The sequence below is a fragment of the Pseudomonas edaphica genome, assembly GCF_965277385.1.
Taxonomy (GTDB): domain Bacteria; phylum Pseudomonadota; class Gammaproteobacteria; order Pseudomonadales; family Pseudomonadaceae; genus Aquipseudomonas; species Aquipseudomonas edaphica.
The window spans coordinates 1,119,204-1,137,500 of the sequence record NZ_OZ255725.1 but is presented as its reverse complement, the minus strand read 5'-3'; the positions used below and the strand labels follow the sequence as shown (position 1 = coordinate 1,137,500).

Genomic DNA, 18,297 nt, shown 5'->3' with positions numbered 1-18,297 from the left:
AGAAAGCGTAATAGCTCACTAGTCGAGTCGGCCTGCGCGGAAGATGTAACGGGGCTCAAACCATACACCGAAGCTACGGGTATCACGTAAGTGATGCGGTAGAGGAGCGTTCTGTAAGCCTGTGAAGGTGAGTTGAGAAGCTTGCTGGAGGTATCAGAAGTGCGAATGCTGACATGAGTAACGACAATGGGTGTGAAAAACACCCACGCCGAAAGACCAAGGTTTCCTGCGCAACGTTAATCGACGCAGGGTTAGTCGGTCCCTAAGGCGAGGCTGAAAAGCGTAGTCGATGGAAAACAGGTTAATATTCCTGTACTTCTGGTTATTGCGATGGAGGGACGGAGAAGGCTAGGCCAGCTTGGCGTTGGTTGTCCAAGTTTAAGGTGGTAGGCTGAGATCTTAGGTAAATCCGGGATCTTAAGGCCGAGAGCTGATGACGAGTTAACTTTTAGTTAACGAAGTGGTTGATGCCATGCTTCCAAGAAAAGCTTCTAAGCTTCAGGTAACCAGGAACCGTACCCCAAACCGACACAGGTGGTTGGGTAGAGAATACCAAGGCGCTTGAGAGAACTCGGGTGAAGGAACTAGGCAAAATGGCACCGTAACTTCGGGAGAAGGTGCGCCGGTGAGGGTGAAGGACTTGCTCCGTAAGCTCATGCCGGTCGAAGATACCAGGCCGCTGCGACTGTTTATTAAAAACACAGCACTCTGCAAACACGAAAGTGGACGTATAGGGTGTGACGCCTGCCCGGTGCCGGAAGGTTAATTGATGGGGTTAGCTAACGCGAAGCTCTTGATCGAAGCCCCGGTAAACGGCGGCCGTAACTATAACGGTCCTAAGGTAGCGAAATTCCTTGTCGGGTAAGTTCCGACCTGCACGAATGGCGTAACGATGGCGGCGCTGTCTCCACCCGAGACTCAGTGAAATTGAAATCGCTGTGAAGATGCAGTGTATCCGCGGCTAGACGGAAAGACCCCGTGAACCTTTACTATAGCTTTGCACTGGACTTTGAATTTGCTTGTGTAGGATAGGTGGGAGGCTTTGAAGCGTGGACGCCAGTCTGCGTGGAGCCAACCTTGAAATACCACCCTGGCAACTTTGAGGTTCTAACTCAGGTCCGTTATCCGGATCGAGGACAGTGTATGGTGGGTAGTTTGACTGGGGCGGTCTCCTCCTAAAGAGTAACGGAGGAGTACGAAGGTGCGCTCAGACCGGTCGGAAATCGGTCGTAGAGTATAAAGGCAAAAGCGCGCTTGACTGCGAGACAGACACGTCGAGCAGGTACGAAAGTAGGTCTTAGTGATCCGGTGGTTCTGTATGGAAGGGCCATCGCTCAACGGATAAAAGGTACTCCGGGGATAACAGGCTGATACCGCCCAAGAGTTCATATCGACGGCGGTGTTTGGCACCTCGATGTCGGCTCATCACATCCTGGGGCTGAAGCCGGTCCCAAGGGTATGGCTGTTCGCCATTTAAAGTGGTACGCGAGCTGGGTTTAGAACGTCGTGAGACAGTTCGGTCCCTATCTGCCGTGGACGTTTGAGATTTGAGAGGGGCTGCTCCTAGTACGAGAGGACCGGAGTGGACGAACCTCTGGTGTTCCGGTTGTCACGCCAGTGGCATTGCCGGGTAGCTATGTTCGGAATAGATAACCGCTGAAAGCATCTAAGCGGGAAACTAGCCTCAAGATGAGATCTCACTGGAACCTTGAGTTCCCTGAAGGGCCGTCGAAGACTACGACGTTGATAGGTTGGGTGTGTAAGCGCTGTGAGGCGTTGAGCTAACCAATACTAATTGCCCGTGAGGCTTGACCATATAACACCCAAGCAATTTGACTACTCCTGACTTGGAAACAAGTAGGAGCATCATATTGCGGTGTGTGAAGACGAGATGAACCGAAAGTTCGACGCTCACAAAACACCGAAAGCTGTCACATACCCAATTTGCTGAAGCGAAGCCATTTGGCTACGACTCAGTACCCGAATTTCTTGACGACCATAGAGCATTGGAACCACCTGATCCCATCCCGAACTCAGTAGTGAAACGATGCATCGCCGATGGTAGTGTGGGGTTTCCCCATGTGAGAGTAGGTCATCGTCAAGATTAAATTCCGAAACCCCATTTGCGAAAGCAGATGGGGTTTTGTTTTGGGCGGTCGAAAAGCGCCAACTTCAAAACCTCTACGCCTTGATCAGCTCAATCGGCATCATCCCGATCGCCATTCTCACACGCGCCCGGCATAAAGCTGGAGGGTTATGTAATTGATCGCACTTGCGTGATTAAGGCCTTTTGCAGCCAAAATCGGTCCGTGTCTTACAAAACAGCATGCCGTTGGGGAAATCGATGCAAAGTGTTTCTGCATTTTTGGTATGGTGCAGCACATTTACACAAGGATTGATCTTTCAACCGCAGGACGCGGCGTCGAACTTCTTCAACGAGATGCTGTAGAAATGCCTGAACCGATACCGATCAAGGATCACGAAAAAGAAAACCGCCTGGTCAACAAGCGCTTGCTCGCCTGCGCACTCTTGGTGATTGGTATTACCTGCGCCCTGGTCGGGCGCATGTATTTCCTGCAGGTGGTGCAGTACGACTATCACTCGACGATTTCCGAGAACAACCGGGTCCACGTACTGCCGATCACGCCGACGCGCGGGCTGATTTATGACCGCAACGGCGTGGTGCTGGCCGACAACCGTCCCAGCTACAACCTGACCATCACTCGCGAGCGCACCACCGACCTCAAGGGCGAGCTGGACGCTATCGTCAGCCTGTTGCACTTACCCGCGGAAGACCGAGCAGTATTCGACAAGGCATTGAAACAAGCCCGCCATCCTTTTGTGCCGGTAACGCTGTTCTACGAATTGACCGAAGAGCAGATTGCCTTGCTGGCCGTTAACGAGTTCCGCTTGCCGGGCGTCGATGTTGAACCTCAGTTCGTGCGGCATTACCCGTTGGGCGCGCATTTTGCCCACTCGATTGGATACGTTGGCCGAATCAACGAGAAAGAATCCAAGGCCCTCGACTCGGTGGAATACCGCGGTACCCAGTCCATCGGCAAGACCGGTATCGAGCGTTTCTACGAGTCCGAGCTGCACGGCCATGTCGGCTATGAAGAGGTCGAGACCAACGCCCAGGGCCGCGTGTTGCGCGTACTCAAGCATACCGACCCGATCCCCGGCAAAAACATCGTGCTGAGCCTCGACGTCAAGCTCCAGGAAGCCGCGGAAGAGGCCTTGGGCGATCGCCGTGGTTCGGTGGTGGCCCTCGACCCGCAGACCGGCGAAGTGCTGGCCATGGTGAGTAAGCCGAGCTTTGACCCGAATCTGTTCGTCACCGGCATCAGTTTCAAGGAATATGCCGCGCTGCACGACTCCATCGACCGACCGCTGTTTAACCGCGTGCTACGCGGGCTTTACGCGCCCGGCTCGACCATCAAGCCGGAAGTGGCCATCGCCGGCCTCGACAGTGGCGTGGTGACCGCGCAAACCCGAGTGTTCGACCCCGGTTATTACCAACTGCCCGATTTTGACCACAAATACCGCAACTGGAACCACAGCGGTGACGGCTGGGTGGACATGGATGCGGCGATCATGCGCTCCAACGACACCTACTTTTACGACTTGGCCCACAAGCTGGGTATTGATCGCCTGCACGACTACCTGGCCGAGTTCGGCCTCGGTCAGAAAGTCTCTCTCGACATGTTCGAAGAATCAGCTGGCCTGATGCCTTCCCAGGCCTGGAAGCGTGCAACCCGTCGCCAGCCCTGGTTCCCGGGCGAAACCGTGATCCTCGGCATTGGCCAGGGCTATATGCAGGTCACGCCATTGCAGTTGGCCCAGGCCACCGCGTTGATCGCCAACAAAGGTGTGTGGAACCGTCCGCACTTGGCCAAGACCATCAATGGCGTGCCGCCGGTGGACGAGAACCCAATGCCTAACGTAGTGCTCAAGGATCCGCGTGATTGGGAGCAGGTCAACCACGGCATGCAGCTGGTGATGCATGACCCTCGCGGTATCGCCCGTGCAGCAGCGGCCGGTGCTCAGTACCGAATCGCTGGCAAGAGTGGTACTGCGCAGGTGGTGGCGATCAAGCAGGGTGAGCGCTATGACCGCAACAAGACGCTGGAACGGCATCGCGACAACGCCTTGTTCGTCGGTTTTGCGCCGGCCGAACATCCGAAAATCGTGATCTCGGTGATGATCGAAAACGGCGAGGCCGGTGGCCGCGTGGCGGGCCCGGTGGTGCGGCAGATCATGGACGCCTGGCTGCTTGACCAGGAAGGCCATCTCAAGCCGCAATATGCGACGCCGGCCAAGGCGCCCGGTGACCCGCACGTCTAGTCAAACCTTCCACTCATCCCAGTGCTCTACGCCTGCGTAAGCAAGCCAGGGCACATCATGGGCCGTCCAGATGTGCGAGGTGGGCCGCACGCCAGGGTCATCATCCAGTGTCGCCACCCGCACAATCACATGGGGCTGATGCCCACGCTCAGCCATCAGGTGTGACCCGCAGCGCGAACAGAAATGCCTGAGCTTGCCCGGTGAAGATTCAAACGACGACAGCAGCGCCTCACCCTGCATCCAGCGAAAGTGCTCGCGCATCACTCCGGCGGTGGCCACGAATGCGGCTGCATGCACCTTGCGGCAACTGTCGCAATGGCAGTGGCTGATGGGCATGTCCAAGCTGTCGATTTGATAGCGCACGGCTTTGCAGAAGCAACTTCCATTCAGCGGGTCAGTCATACACGTATTGCCTGATTAAGGACGGGGACAATCATCATTGCTTACAACCTGAGGTTGCGCATTGTTTGTTGTCGCCTACTTTCAATGGAGGAGGTGACTTATGCACGTGTTAGATCGCATCGAACGAAAAGTCCTGCTCAACGTACCGCGCAAGCAGATCTGGGAAGCGCTCACCAAAGCCGAGCAATTTGGCGAGTGGTTTGGCATCGCCCTCAAGGGTAAAACCTTTACCGCTGGAACAACCATCGAGGCGCCGATCACCTACCCAGGCTATGAACATGTGGTGTGGAAGGCGGAAATCGTGCGCATCCTGCCCCAAACCCTGTTCTCATTCAGATGGCACCCTTACGCTGTCGAAAAGGGCGTCGACTACGACCACGAAACTCCGACCCTGGTAGAGTTCACCCTCGAAGACCGCGCACCGGGCATCCTGCTGCGGGTGGTCGAATCCGGTTTTGACGCAGTGCCCGAACCCCGTCGACAAAAAGCCTTCAGGATGAATTCCCGAGGCTGGGACGAGCAAATGGGCAACATCGAAAATTATCTGAACCAGGCCCACCGCGCCTGAGCCAGCGATGCGCAAATCCGCTGACTCATGTGGTTACAACGCGTTTAGAAATCCACCGTCGCCGAGAACTTGGCGACCCGCGGATCACCTTGGGTCAGATAACCGCCCAGCGCCGATTCCCAGTATTTAGTATTCGCCACGTTCTCCACCGTGGCACCCAGGCTCACATCACGCTGGGCCACCTTGAAGTTGTAGCGGGCGCCCACATCGAAGCGATTCCAGGCCGGCAGGCTGAGGTTGTTCGCCGCATCGGCGTACTGGCCGCCGGTACGCAGCATACGGCCGTTGACGCTCACGCCTTGCAGACCCGGCACATCCCAATCCACGCCGGCATTAAGTTGGAAGGACGGCACGCCAATGGCGCGGTTGCCGTCGTTGGCGCCGTTTGCCGTGCCGTTGACTTCGGTGTGTATGATGGTCGCGCCGCCCAGCAGGCGCAAGCCGCTGACGGGTTCGCCGAAGACGTTCAGCTCTACACCTTTGTTGACTTGCTCGCCTTCGAAGACAAAGGTCGCGGTGCCGTCCGCATTCAGTTGGGAAAAACCCTGGGTCGGCTGTTCGATTCGGTACACACCCAGCGTTGCGCCGTAGGTGCCCATGTCGAGCTTGACGCCAGCCTCGGTCTGTTTCGAACGCGCGGGTGCAAAGGTCTGGTTGGCGTTGGTTACGATGGCGCTGCTGAAGGTGGAGGGAGCCGTCGGCCCTGACGCCAGGCCTTCGATGTGGTTGGCGTAGAGAGACACATGCTCCCATGGCTTGAACACCAGGCCATACACCGGCGTGGTGATGCCCTTGGCGTAGTTGGCGGTGCGTGTGCCGGTGCCGTAGGCGTAGCCCTGAACCACCAGCTCCTGGCGGCGCAGGCCGGCGGTGAACAGCAAACGGTCATCCATAAAGCCGAAGGTGTCCGACACCGCCGCGCTGCGGGCGAAGGTCTTGGCGGTGATGCCGGGGTCGTTCAGGTCGCTGCCGGAGGTGAAGCCGCCTTTGGCTGGAGCGGTCACATCGGCCGGGCTGTAAATATTGGTCGGCTGGCTGCCGGAGGCAAAGTCAAAGGCGTTGCGGGTCTGAGTCCAGATGCCGGTCAAGCCGAGGTTCAATTTGTGGCTGACAGCACCGGTCTGGAACTTGCCGTTCAGGCCGGCCATCAGGCTGGTGTTGTCTTCCTGATGCGCAATGTTCGAGCCGCTGACTGTGGCATTGCCCAGTGTGTCCCTCAAGGTCACCGACGAATAGCGGCCCAGCTCGTTGGTGTGCTTGGCGCCACCGGCGATGTAGGCGGTCCAGTTATCGTTGAGGTCATACTCGCCGCGCAACATGCCGAAGGTGTCTTCCAGGCTGGTGGTGCCCCAGTTCGGCGCGTAGTTGGTGTCGGCCGACGGCGCATTCGGGATATGGGTCAGCCCGCTGCCAAGCAACACCGTGTTGCGTCCGCCATTGACCTGCTGCTTCTGATAAACAAAGTCGCCGGACACCCGCAGGGCATCGCTGCGATAGTCCAGGCCGACCGAAAACAGCTTCGAACGCTGGCTTTCGTCGTCGATGGCGGTGTCGCCTTCGCGCTGGGAAATATTCACCCGCGCGCCAAAACGGTTGTCTTCGCCGAAGCGCTGGCCGATGTCCAGGTGTTCACCCACCCGGCCGTCACTGCTGATGTCGGTGCTCAAACGGCGCAAAGGCACATCATCAGCGCGCTTGGGTTGCAGGTTGACGCCGCCGCCGATGCCGGAGCCGCTGGGTGTGACGCCGTTGATGAACGCGTTGGGGCCTTTGAACACTTCAACCCGTTCCAGGGCGTCGGTGGACATGATCTGGCGCGGCAGGATGCCGTACAAACCGTTGAACGAAATATCGTCGCCGTTGAGCGGCAGGCCACGAATCACAAAGGCTTGAGCCTGGTTCGCATAGCCCGATGCCTGGCGCACGGACGAGTCATTGAGCAACACATCGCCGACGGTTTGCGCATGCTGCTCGCGGATCAACTTCTCGGTGTAGGAGGACATGCTGAACGGCGCGTCCATGATGTCCTGGTTGCCCAGCACACCTAATTGGCCGCCGCGCGCGACCTGGCCGCCAGCGTAAACCGGCGGCAATGCATTCGGTGCAGGTGCGTCGGCGCTGATGTTGGTTGCACCCAATTCCAGTGTGTTGCCGTCTGGACGGTTGTTAGTTTCTGGGGCTGCCGCGTGAGCGGCAAGGCTCAGTGAGCAGCAAAGGGCAAGCAGGGCAGGGCGAAACGGTACAGAAATTTGGTTGCAGGTGGGCATGGTCGATCCGGACGGCGAACCGTCAATGTGAGGAAAAGGGCAACAACGTTGCGCTTCCTCACTGCGCGGATACGACTCCGGCGCGAATGATAGTAATTGTCATTAATATTTCGCAACCAGTTTGTGAAATCGTTGTCCGCGCAGGCGCGAGCTGCCGACCAGCGGCGGCAAAGGTGCGTGCGGCGCACGCTTCTTCGGCCGCCTGGGCAAGGGCGATGGACCGTGCGCTGAGTACAAACGCAAAGGTAAATGCCATCGCCCATCGCGTTTGCCCGGATGCCGAGTAGAATCACGCCCTGAAAGCGATTCCTGAGGTGCGGTACGGTGGATTTACAGCAGGGTTTTGTCCTGACCCGGCATTGGCGCGACACGGCGGCGGGCACGGAGGTCAGTTTCTGGCTGGCCACCGACCAAGGCCCACGGTGCGTGCGCCTACCCGTGCAAACCTCGGTGATGTTTATTCCGCAAGCCCATCGCAAGCCGCTCGACTGGTTGCTCAAGGGCGAGCGCGAGATTGAACTGCGCCCGTTGCAATTGTGCGACTTCCATCATCGCCCTGTCCTTGGTCTCTACACCCGCCAGCACCGCCAGTTGATGGACCTGGAAAAGCGCCTGCGCGCCGCCGGTGTCGACGTCTACGAAGCCGACGTGCGCCCGCCCGAGCGTTACATGATGGAACGCTTCATCACCGCGCCCGTGTGGTTTGGCGGCACACCGGATGCCAGCGGCACCTTGCTTGAGGCGCAGATGAAACCCGCGCCGGACTACCGCCCGCCGCTCAAACTGGTGTCCCTGGACATCGAGACCACCGCCCAAGGCGACCTGTATTCCATTGCCCTGGAAGGCTGCGGCGAGCGCCAGGTGTACATGCTCGGCCCGCCAAACAAAGCCGATGCGGTGGACTTCAAACTCGACTACTGCGATACCCGCGCCCAACTGCTCGAGTGCCTCAACCAATGGCTGGCTACCCACGACCCCGATGCCATCATCGGCTGGAACCTGGTGCAGTTCGACCTGCGCGTGCTCCACGAACATGCCCAGCGCCTCAACGTGCCGTTGCTGCTCGGGCGTGGCGGCGAGGCCATGGCCTGGCGCGAACATGGCAGCCGCAACCACTACTTCGCCGCCGCAGCCGGGCGGCTGATTATCGACGGCATCGAGGCCTTGCGTTCGGCGACCTGGAGTTTCGAATCCTTCAGCCTGGAAAACGTCGCGCAAACCCTGCTCGGCGAAGGCAAGGACATTTCCACGCCGTACCAGCGCATGGACGAAATCAACCGCATGTTCGCCGAGGACAAGCCCGCATTGGCGCGCTACAACCTCAAGGACTGCGAGCTGGTCACGCGGATTTTCGCCAAGACCGAACTGCTCAAATTCCTGCTCGAACGCGCCAGCGTCACCGGGCTGCCGGCCGACCGTAACGGCGGCTCCGTGGCGGCGTTCACGCACCTGTATATGCCGCTGATGCACCGCCAGGGCTTCGTCGCGCCGAACGTGGGCGACAAACCGCCCCAGGCCAGCCCCGGCGGGTTCGTGATGGACTCGCGTCCGGGCCTCTACGAGTCGGTGCTGGTGCTCGATTACAAAAGCCTTTATCCGTCGATCATCCGCAGTTTTCTCATCGACCCGGTAGGCCTGATCGAAGGCCTCAAACATCCCGAGGACAGCGAATCGGTAGAGGGCTTTCGCGGTGCGCGTTTTTCCCGCACCCGGCATTGCCTGCCCTCGATTGTCGCGCGGGTTTCCGAAGGCCGCGAAGTGGCCAAGCGTGAACACAACGCGCCGTTGTCCCAAGCCCTTAAAATCATCATGAACGCGTTTTACGGCGTGCTTGGCTCCAGCGGTTGCCGCTTCTTCGACACGCGGCTGGCGTCCTCGATCACGATGCGTGGGCACCAGATCATGCGCCAGACCCGCGAGCTGGTCGAAGCCAAGGGTTATGATGTGATCTACGGCGACACCGACTCCACCTTCGTCTGGCTCGGCAGCGCGCATGCTGCGGAGGACGCCAGCCGCATCGGTCGGGAACTGGTGCAGCACGTCAACGAGTGGTGGCGCGCGCATCTGCACAACGAATTCGGCCTGCAAAGCGCCCTGGAACTGCAATACGAAACCCACTTCAGCCGCTTCCTCATGCCGACCATCCGCGGCGCTGAGGAGGGCAGCAAAAAGCGCTACGCCGGCTTGGTTGTACGCGCCGACGGCAGCGAAGAAATGGTCTACAAAGGCCTGGAAACCGTGCGCAGCGACTGGTCGCCGCTGGCCCGGCAATTCCAGCAGGAACTCTACCAGCGCATCTTCCATCGCCAGCCGTATCAAGACTACGTTCGCGACTATGTGCGGCGTACCTTGAGCGGCGAACTCGACGACTTGCTGATCTACCGCAAACGCCTGCGCCGCCCACTCGACGATTACGAGCGCAACGTGCCGCCGCATGTGCGCGCCGCACGCCTGGCGGATGAATATAACGACCGTCTGGGGCGCCCGCGCCAGTATCAGCGCGGCGGCTGGATCAGCTATGTGATCACGGTCAACGGCCCGCAGCCGCTGGAAGTACGCCAGGCGCCGATCGACTACGACCACTACGTCACCCGGCAATTGCAGCCGGTGGCCGATGCGATCCTGCCGTTCGTAAATGATGATTTCGGCACGCTGGTCGGCGGGCAAATGGGCTTGTTTTAAAACGCTTGCCTGTACGTGGGGCGAGCCTGCACTCTTGGCCGCTGACGACCACTCTCAGACGGCGCAGCTTCCATGACTCAGATCACGTTGACCGGCAGCACGGTCGAACTCCAGCCCCTGCAACGCGAACACAAAACCGCCTTGCTTGAAGCGGCCGCCGACGGCCAATTGTGGAACCTCAAGGTCACCAACGTGCCAGGTCCGGATACCATCGACACCTACATCGACACGGCCTTGGCCGGCCGCGACGCTGGCAGCGTGATCCCCTTCACCCTGGTGCGCGCAGGCACTGGCCAGGTGGTGGGCAGCACGCGGTTCTGGAAGGTCGATCGGGCCAATCGCAAGCTGGAAATCGGTCACACCTGGCTGGCCGAGTCCACGCAAAAAACCGGCATCAACACCGAAGCCAAGCTCTTGCTGCTGACCTACGCTTTTGAAGTGCTCGACTGTGTGCGGGTGCAGTTCACTACCGATGAACTCAACGAAAAATCCCGTGCCGCGATCCTGCGCCTTGGCGCCGTGCAAGAGGGCATTGTGCGCCACGAGCGCATCATGCCCGATGGGCGCAAGCGCAATTCGGTGCGGTTCAGCATCATCGATTCGGAATGGCTGCAGGTGAAGGCCAGCTTGCAGGCCAAACTGCAGCGATAAGGAGACAACCCCCATGTACACGCTCTACGGCATCGACGAATCCGGCTCCTGCATGATCGAAATCGCCCTGCAGCGTTGCGCGGTGGCATGGCGGCGCATCGACGCCAGCTCCTGGGAAGACGGCGAAGGCAGTGACGCCCTGGCCCGCATCAACCCACTCAAACAAATCCCCACGTTGGTGACGCCCGAGGGCCAGGTGCTGACCGAAAGCGCCGCGATCCTGATCCACCTGGGCCTGGAGTTTCCCGCCTCCGAGCTGCTCGCCGGCAACCGTGCGCAGATCCTGCGCGGGCTGGTATACATCGCCGCCAATTGCTATTCGGCGGTCGGCATCATCGACTACCCGCAACGCTGGCTCGGTAATGTGGATGAGGCCGCACAGGCGCAATTGATCAGCGGCACGCGCCGTTACCTGCACCAGGCCTGGGTGGTGTTTGCCGAGCAGTTTGCCGACCAGCTGTTCGCCCCCGGCAATGTGCCGAACGCGCTGGGCATTATGGCGGCCGCGGTGTCGCGTTGGGACGCGGCGCGGGAGGTGTTGAACAACCTCGCGCCAGGCTTTGCCCAAACGCTGGCGCGGGTGGATGCAGACCCGGTGGTGGCGCCGGTATTTGCGCGGCATTGGCCGCAATAGAACGCCTCGTAATGGTTCCGCAATCTGAAGAAACAATGACGGATAACCCCATTCGAGCCCTTGCGTGGCAGGCTTACTGACCTACGCTTCTTAACGAGGTGTAGGAATCATCCTTGAAATTGACTGTCGCAGACATGAAACTCAAGAACCCTGCATGGAATTCAAAGGAGGTGCGCATGCTCATCCGGTCGCTGACCCTGGCTACCTTGATGGCTTTTACGGGGCCGCTGTTGGCCGCTGATGATATCAACCCGCTCAAGCAGGACTTGGGCAAGGCTCGGCCGCTGGTGGTGGTGGAGCTCGATTCCGGCAACGACACCCTGGCGACCCTCAAGAAACAATTGGATGAGCCTGCTACCAAGCAGTCCTTTGAAGAGCGCAGCATGGTGTTCTACACCGTGAAGTTCGGCAGCATCGGTGCTGAAGGCGAAAAATTCGCCAAGGACCCCAAGGACAACAAGAAGCTCACGCCACCTGAAACCAACGCGCTGATCCGTGCCCTCAAGCTCGGCGCCGGCAGCGGTACAAAGGTGATCCTGATCGGCAAGGATGGCGAGAAGAAACTGGAGAAGACCGTACCGCCGGATCCCCTCGACCTGAAGGTGTTCTTCAGCACCATCGACCAGATGCCGATGGCCGAGAAAGAAGCGGCTGCTCCGGTTGTGCCAGAACCTGCGTCTGCGCCTGGCAAGAACGCTACCAAAGCGGGTAAGGCAGCCAAGCCGGCTGCACCTCAACAGCTGGATGACTGAGTCCGTGCAGGAGCTGGCTTACCAGCTCCTGCGCAGGCCGTTGCGGTGGTGGTTCCAGTTCACTGTTTCCACGGCTTGAACCACCCAGCCAACCCTCCCAATACCAGGGCTGCCGTCACGGTACTCAAGCCCAGTTGCCAGCCATCGTTTTGCAGTGGATGCAAGATGACGGCTGCAAAACCCAGTAATACCGCACTCAGCCCCCATTGCAGCGGCCAGCCCAGTTGGCCAAGCAATTGCTGGCGTTGCATCAGCAGCAGGTTGGTGACGATAACCCCGCCCAATGCCGCCAAGGCGATACCCGGTAAACCCAGAAAGTACGGCAGCAGCACCAACAGCAAAGCGTTGACCCCGCTGCCCAGCAATTCGCAGCGCAAGGGCAGGCGCGTGTCGCCGCTGGCATAGGCATAGCGGGCGAGCATGGCGTTCCAGGCGCCGAACACCAGTGGCGTCGCGAACCAGGCCAGCAGCGCCGGCAGTGGGCCGTCGGCGCTTTGGGTGGGCATCAGCAGATGAATCAGCACCGGGCTGGCGCCGATCAGTCCGAGGGCGGCCGGCAGGCTGAGCAGGGTCGCAGCATCCAGGCCGCGACGCAGCAGGGCCAGGCGCTGTTGGCCTTGTTCGCCGCTCATCATGCCCAGCAGCACCTGGTTGAGGCTCATCAGGGCGATCAATGGCAGGTTGATCAACTTGCGGGCAAGGTTGACCCACGTAACGGCACCTTCTCCCAGGTAACTGGCGATCAAGCGTTCGAGCAGCGCCAGCCCCTGGCTGGCGACATTGCTGGCCAACAATGGCCCGATGCGCCCCAACAGTTCGCGGCCCGCCAGCTTGTCGCCAGTGACTTGCCACGGTCGCCAGCCGAAAGACCAGACCGGCGCCAGCAGCGGCAGGCACATCAACACACTGCCGGCAAAAAAGCTCATGGCCAGTTCGCCGCTGTCGCTTGCGCTGCCACGGATAAACAGGTACAGCACCGGTGGCAGATTGAACAGTAAAGAGCCCAGGCCCGGCAGCACAAAACGTTGGCGTGCCTGCAAGGGAATACTGAACAACCCATGCATCACTAGGCCCGGCGCACAGGCCGCCAGCCAACGCAAGTTAGCGGCGGCTTCGGCATGGGCCTCGGCGTCCAGGCCGGGGCCGATCAGGCGCACCCACAGCGGCGCGCCCAGCGCCAGTACGGCAAACAGGGCCAGGCCCACGCCCAGCAGGCGTGGGGAAAGACTGGCCAGCCAGGCTTGCTGGCGTTGTGGGTCGCGTTGTTGATAAAGGGGCAGGGCAGCCGCCGCAAGCAAGCCGGCGGCCAGGGTCATGCGCAACGCTTCGGGCAAAAACACCGCCACCAGAAACCCGTCGCTGCGACTGCCCGCGCCCCAGGCCGCCACCAGCAGCCATTCGCGGGCAAAACCGGCGACCAGCCCGGCGAGGGTCGCGACGGTCAGCCAGAGCGTGCTGCCGAACATCAGTGGAACAGGGTGAACAGGCCCTTGCCACCCACCTTATAGTTCAGATCATGGCAGCGTTCGCCCATGATTTTGGCCCCGGAACCGCCAATGATTTTGTAGGGGGCCACAGCCTTGGCCACCACGGTATTGGCGCTGATCACCGAGCCATGCCCCAGGTGCGTGCCGTAGCCGATCAACGCCCGGCTGCCGATCCACACATAGTCGTCGATGTAGATCGGCCCGGAAATCGACCAGAACTCCGGAGCCTGCAAGTCATGACTGCCGGCGATGATCAGCACGTGGGAGGCGATTGCCACGTGGTTGCCGATCACCAGCCCGGCGCGGGCGTCCACCTGGCAATGCCAGGCGATCACCGTATCGTCACCGACTCTCAAGTTGTGGATGCCCAACACTTCGGTGTTACGCCACAAGCTTGTGCCCTTGCCGATCTTCGCGCCGCCCAGGCGCAGCCAGGCAATGCGCACATGGTGGCTGGGGATCTTGTTGATCAAAATGTTGTAGGCCATGTCCCAGGCGTTGCGCCAGCGATCCTTGATAGTTGCCCAGTTTTTGCCATAGCGCGGAAGTAGTTTGCCCGGCAGGTCCTGTTTCATACGACGGAACAAAAGGCGGGCCACCGGGTGCTCAAGGGCGGGTTCCAGGTCGATGGAGTTTATCCAGAAGCGCTTGTTGTCGCCTTCGCCCTCTTCAAACACCACGTCGTTGGCCAGGCACCAGTCCAGCGCCTCTTCCAGGTCCGGCAGGCTCACGCCTATTTCAGCGGCCAGTGTGGGGAGGCGGTCGCGCAAATCGGTGGAGTGAATCATCCGGTGCTTCATGGTTGGTTATCCTTTGGCGCAATAGCAGCAACAGGGGCGGTAATGGAGGGGCGCAGACGCACCTGTTGCAGGCTCATGCCCATCAACAGCCAGAACAGCGCGATCAGTACAAAGGTGAAGCTGAAATAGTGGTCGAAAATCCCCGTCAACAGCGCTGCCATCACGCCGCAGATACACCCCAGCCACAGGGCGTTGTCGGCGGTGACCTTGCGCACCTGGCCCAGGGGCCGCACTTCCCGCCACCACAACACAGTGACGGTGATAAACAACAGCATCCCCGGAATGCCGACCTTGTAGATGAAGTTCAGCCACAGGTTGGAGATGCCCAGCAGGTTGGTGCCGGGTACGGGTGGGTCGATCTTGAAGCCGATCCCCAGGGGATATGTCGACATTGCCTCGGGGAATCTTGCGTACTCGTCGAAGCGGATTTCGGTACTGGCATTGGTGGACGAGAAGATGGTCAGCAAGCGCTCCTGCAACGGCGGATAGAACATCACCAGCGCAACCCCAAACGCCACGCCGATACCGATGATGCGCCCGCTGTTAGGCACGCGCTTATAGGTCAGCCAGATCAGCACCAGCGCCAGGGCCACGATGGCGCCACGGGAAATACTCAGCAGCAGGCCGGCGCAACCCAGCACCGCCACCGCCAGGCCCAGCGCCCGGCGCCAGCCGCTGCGGGTCCAGCCGTAGAACAGCGCCAGGGGGATAAACAGCACCAGTACGCCACCCGTCAGGTTCGGGTGCACCCAGGGCGAGGCCATGCGCGTGTAGTTGGCGGAAAAAATATCCTTCACCGCTTCCGGGTGGGCGTACTTGAGGTCGGTGAGCACCTCGATCATCGACATGGCGTTGCGCGTCTTCAGAAACATGAAAATCGACAGCAACAGCATCGCCAGGTTGCCCAGCAGCAGGGCGACCACCACCTTGTCGCGGTCGGCGTCGGTGCGCAGCAGCAACGGCACGATAAACAGCAACGACAGGTTCATCAGCCAGCGTACCCAGTTCACCGGCCCGTTGCCTTCGGCATGGATGATGACCATGCCCCAGATAAACGGAATAGTGCTGAACAGCATCAGCCACATCAGCGCGCGCTCGGTCGGACGCCACAGGATCAAGCCGCGGGTCTTGCCGATAAACGATTGCCAGAACACCCCGACCCAGGTCAGCCCCAACACCGCTTCGCTGATGGTGGTGCGGATCCCCAGTTCCAACGTGGTGTAGGGAATGCTGGTGGCCAATACCGCGAAAATCAGCAAGCCCCACAGGGGAAAGCGGATCAGGGTCAAGGCCACACCCGCGCCGGCCACGACCAGCAAGGTCTTGATCGGCGACAGGGCCAACAGCAAAATGCCGAAGACCAGGCCCAGGAGCAGACTGATGAATTTTCCTGGCAGCATTAGCGGTCCAATTCCTTGAGCAAAGTATCCAGGCGCGAGCGATAGGCCGGTTCGGCAAATTGCCGGGCCCAGGCGCGCTGCGTTTCGGCGTCTGCCGTGTTGCCTGCGGTTGCCATTTGCTGCATGACGTTCTGCAATTGCCTGGCATCGTGTGGGTCGAAGCGCGGGGCGCCGGGCGGCGCGACTTCATCCAGGGCGGAACCGCGTGCCACCGCCACCGGCGTGCCCACACTCAAGGCTTCCACCACCGGCAGGCCAAAGCCCTCGGCATAAGACGGCTGCCATAGGCAGTCGGTATGACGGTAAAGGGCTTGCAGTTGGCCGTCGGATAAACCGCTGCACCAGTGCAGGCCCGGCAGTTCGCCAAGGGCGGACGGTACATCGCTGGCGTGGCCCACCAGTACCAGGTCCGGCACCTCAGGGTTCGCCGTACGGCAGGCCTGCCATTGGCGCAGGAAAAATGCCATGTTCTTGCGCGGCTCCCGTGTGCCCACCACCAACCAGTAACGCGCCGGCAGGTTGTCTGGCTGCGGTTCTGGCGCTGCATTCAATTCGGGCACCAGGTTGCTCAACACCCGGAACTTGGCCCGGGCCCAGGGGAATACGCGGGCGGCTTCGTTGCAGGAAAACTGCGAAGGGCACCACACCCGGTCAGCCTGCCACACCGACCAGGCAATCGAGGCACCGTCGATCAAGCGATAGGCCAGGGCCTTGAGCCTGGAGCGATGGAAGTTACGCTGAGTCAGCTGAAACAGGTCATGCAGCACCAGGACATAACGGGTGCCGGCGGGTTTGCGGCACAGCGGCAAGCCCATATTGGCCGTGGCGATGTGCAGGTCGATCTGTTGCTCATGCAAGGATCTGGGCAAAAATTTTCGCTCAAACCGCAAGCGTACCTGCGGCCGTTGCAGGCCATCCAGCGGGCTGGCCCACGGGGGGCATATGGCGGTCTGGCGTTGCGGGTGGTCCAGGGGCGCCTCAGTGAACAGCAGCACCTCAGTGTTGTCCCGCGCGCGCAGGGCATCTTCCAGCGCCAGGACCTGGCGGGCGATGCCCGACGAGGGCGCAACCGTGGCGGGGCGATAGTCCAGGGCTACGCGCATGGCTGAAATTCCTTAGAGTCGATCAAGGTGTTGTAGATGTGCTCCAGTTCGTCACCGGCCACCGCCCAGTCGTGGTACTGCCGCGCATACTCGCGTGCCGCATCGGCCAGTTGCCGGGCCAGCAGCGGCTGATCGAGCAGGCGCACGATGGCGTCGGCCAGAGCCTCGGCGCTTTCGCCCGCCAGGTAATGCGCCTGTGGTTGTACCGCCAACCCGGAAACACCCTGGGCCGTGCTGACCAGCGGCAAGCCGGCGGCCATTGCCTCCAACACTTTGAGCTTGGAGCCGCCGCCATGGCGCAACGCGGCGACAAAACCGGCGCAGCGCCGTTGCAGAGCGCACAGATCAGGAACAAACCCCAGCCACTCGACACGTTCATCCGGCCAACGGTCGCGCCAGTGTTCGGGCAAGCCGTAACCGGCCACCGCCAGGCGCGCGTTCGGACACTGCAGCCAGACCCGGGGGAATATCTCCTCAAGCAACCACTGCACAGCGTCCAGGTTCGGTGCGTATTCGTAATTGCCGACAAACAACAAACGCTGGCTCTGCGCATCGGCACTGACCTGGGCGAAGGCACGGCTGTCGACGCCATTGACCACCACGCTTACCGGCGTTGCAGTCAACGGCCGCATGGCCTGGGCGTCCGCCTCGGTCACCGCAATCACATGGGCGGCGGCATCGAACGCCTTGCGCTCCCATTGCCGGCAGCGCCATTGGTCGTACTGCACGAACGGCGCGGCCCACTTGGGGAAACGGTCATAAGTGGCGCCGCCCAGGCTTGATTCCAGGTTGTGCTCGGTCAGCACAAACTCGCGCTTGCGCTGCTGCAAGGTGCGCAGAAACGGTTGGAGGCTGTAGCTGTGTTCCACTTGAATCACGTCCCAGCGCTCGTTCAACAGTTGCGCAAATTGGGCTTGCAACGGTGCCGACAGGCCATTGACCGTGGTCAGCAGCGGCCACGGTGCGAATACGCCCGCGAGCAGGGTCATCGGGTGTTTCAGTGGCCGGCGCGGCACCACGATCAGGCGCTCGAGCAATGGTTCAAGGGCTGCGTGCGCCGCGTCATCGGCCGGTGTCTTCGATTGCGCCAGCAGCGTGATGCGATGCCCGCGCTCACTCAAGGTGCGCAGCAAATGATACTGCCGGGTCTTGCCGCCGCTGGTGGTCGGCCACGGCAGGTAGGGCACAATCCATAGGATTCTCATGT

At 60.5% G+C, this 18,297-nt stretch carries 13 protein-coding genes and 2 rRNA genes (1 of these 15 cut by a window edge); 8 read left to right on the top strand and 7 right to left on the bottom strand.

What is annotated here, in order from left to right; all coding sequences use genetic code 11:
• The 3 genes from ACQY47_RS04860 to mrdA all read left to right on the top strand — a co-directional run.
• Positions 1-1,816 (top strand): 23S ribosomal RNA (locus ACQY47_RS04860) (it extends 1,076 nt beyond the left edge of the window).
• Between the two features lie 172 nt (positions 1,817-1,988).
• A 5S ribosomal RNA gene (rrf, locus tag ACQY47_RS04855) occupies positions 1,989-2,104 on the top strand.
• A gap of 347 nt (positions 2,105-2,451) precedes the next feature.
• Positions 2,452-4,344, top strand: a complete 1,893-nt coding sequence (gene mrdA / locus ACQY47_RS04850) for a penicillin-binding protein 2 (RefSeq protein WP_099550099.1) — start codon at positions 2,452-2,454, stop codon at positions 4,342-4,344.
• Here the strand turns inward: mrdA and ACQY47_RS04845 are convergent, their stop codons facing one another.
• On the bottom strand, positions 4,345-4,746 hold the full coding sequence (locus ACQY47_RS04845; RefSeq protein ID WP_017135350.1) for a GFA family protein: 402 nt from the start codon (positions 4,744-4,746) through the stop codon (positions 4,345-4,347). It lies immediately after the preceding gene.
• 100 nt (positions 4,747-4,846) lie between these two features.
• Here ACQY47_RS04845 and ACQY47_RS04840 point away from each other — a divergent pair, with 100 nt between their 5' ends.
• Complete coding sequence (locus ACQY47_RS04840; RefSeq protein ID WP_099550098.1) at positions 4,847-5,314, top strand: SRPBCC family protein; 468 nt, start codon at positions 4,847-4,849, stop codon at positions 5,312-5,314.
• 44 nt (positions 5,315-5,358) lie between these two features.
• On the opposite strand, the gene ACQY47_RS04835 is transcribed toward ACQY47_RS04840, so the two are convergent.
• Entirely contained in the window at positions 5,359-7,581 is a 2,223-nt protein-coding gene (locus tag ACQY47_RS04835; protein WP_017135348.1) for a TonB-dependent receptor, read from the bottom strand.
• A gap of 324 nt (positions 7,582-7,905) precedes the next feature.
• Here ACQY47_RS04835 and ACQY47_RS04830 point away from each other — a divergent pair, with 324 nt between their 5' ends.
• The 4 genes from ACQY47_RS04830 to ACQY47_RS04815 all read left to right on the top strand — a co-directional run bounded on the left by ACQY47_RS04830 (position 7,906) and on the right by ACQY47_RS04815 (position 12,300).
• A complete protein-coding gene (locus ACQY47_RS04830) occupies positions 7,906-10,263 on the top strand; it encodes a DNA polymerase II (RefSeq protein ID WP_428556173.1) in 2,358 nt (785 codons plus the stop codon).
• A 72-nt stretch (positions 10,264-10,335) separates the two neighbouring features.
• Positions 10,336-10,914 (top strand): GNAT family N-acetyltransferase, encoded by a 579-nt coding sequence (locus ACQY47_RS04825; RefSeq protein ID WP_099550095.1) that lies wholly within the window; start codon positions 10,336-10,338, stop codon positions 10,912-10,914.
• A gap of 13 nt (positions 10,915-10,927) precedes the next feature.
• Positions 10,928-11,548, top strand: a complete 621-nt coding sequence (locus tag ACQY47_RS04820) for a glutathione S-transferase family protein (protein WP_428556169.1) — start codon at positions 10,928-10,930, stop codon at positions 11,546-11,548.
• Positions 11,549-11,724: 176 nt separating this feature from the next.
• Positions 11,725-12,300, top strand: a complete 576-nt coding sequence (locus ACQY47_RS04815; protein ID WP_428556166.1) for a DUF4174 domain-containing protein — start codon at positions 11,725-11,727, stop codon at positions 12,298-12,300.
• Between the two features lie 59 nt (positions 12,301-12,359).
• Here ACQY47_RS04815 and ACQY47_RS04810 read toward each other — a convergent pair whose 3' ends face one another.
• Genes ACQY47_RS04810 through ACQY47_RS04790 form a run of 5 tightly spaced genes read right to left on the bottom strand, consistent with a single transcriptional unit; the run spans position 12,360 to position 18,295 of the window.
• Positions 12,360-13,766: a lipid II flippase MurJ gene (locus ACQY47_RS04810; protein WP_017135342.1), complete on the bottom strand. Its 1,407-nt coding sequence runs from the start codon at positions 13,764-13,766 to the stop codon at positions 12,360-12,362.
• Positions 13,766-14,587, bottom strand: coding sequence for an acyltransferase (locus ACQY47_RS04805; protein ID WP_017135341.1), 822 nt, complete (start codon positions 14,585-14,587; stop codon positions 13,766-13,768). Before ACQY47_RS04805 ends, ACQY47_RS04810 begins: the two co-directional genes overlap by 1 nt.
• Complete coding sequence (locus ACQY47_RS04800; protein WP_017135340.1) at positions 14,584-15,987, bottom strand: O-antigen ligase family protein; 1,404 nt, start codon at positions 15,985-15,987, stop codon at positions 14,584-14,586. The genes ACQY47_RS04805 and ACQY47_RS04800 overlap by 4 nt, the downstream gene beginning before the upstream one ends.
• Positions 15,987-17,090 (bottom strand): glycosyltransferase family 4 protein, encoded by a 1,104-nt coding sequence (locus ACQY47_RS04795; protein ID WP_169987004.1) that lies wholly within the window; start codon positions 17,088-17,090, stop codon positions 15,987-15,989. Before ACQY47_RS04795 ends, ACQY47_RS04800 begins: the two co-directional genes overlap by 1 nt.
• Positions 17,081-18,295, bottom strand: a complete 1,215-nt coding sequence (locus tag ACQY47_RS04790) for a glycosyltransferase family 4 protein (protein ID WP_017135338.1) — start codon at positions 18,293-18,295, stop codon at positions 17,081-17,083. Before ACQY47_RS04790 ends, ACQY47_RS04795 begins: the two co-directional genes overlap by 10 nt.
• Positions 18,296-18,297: the final 2 nt, after the last annotated feature.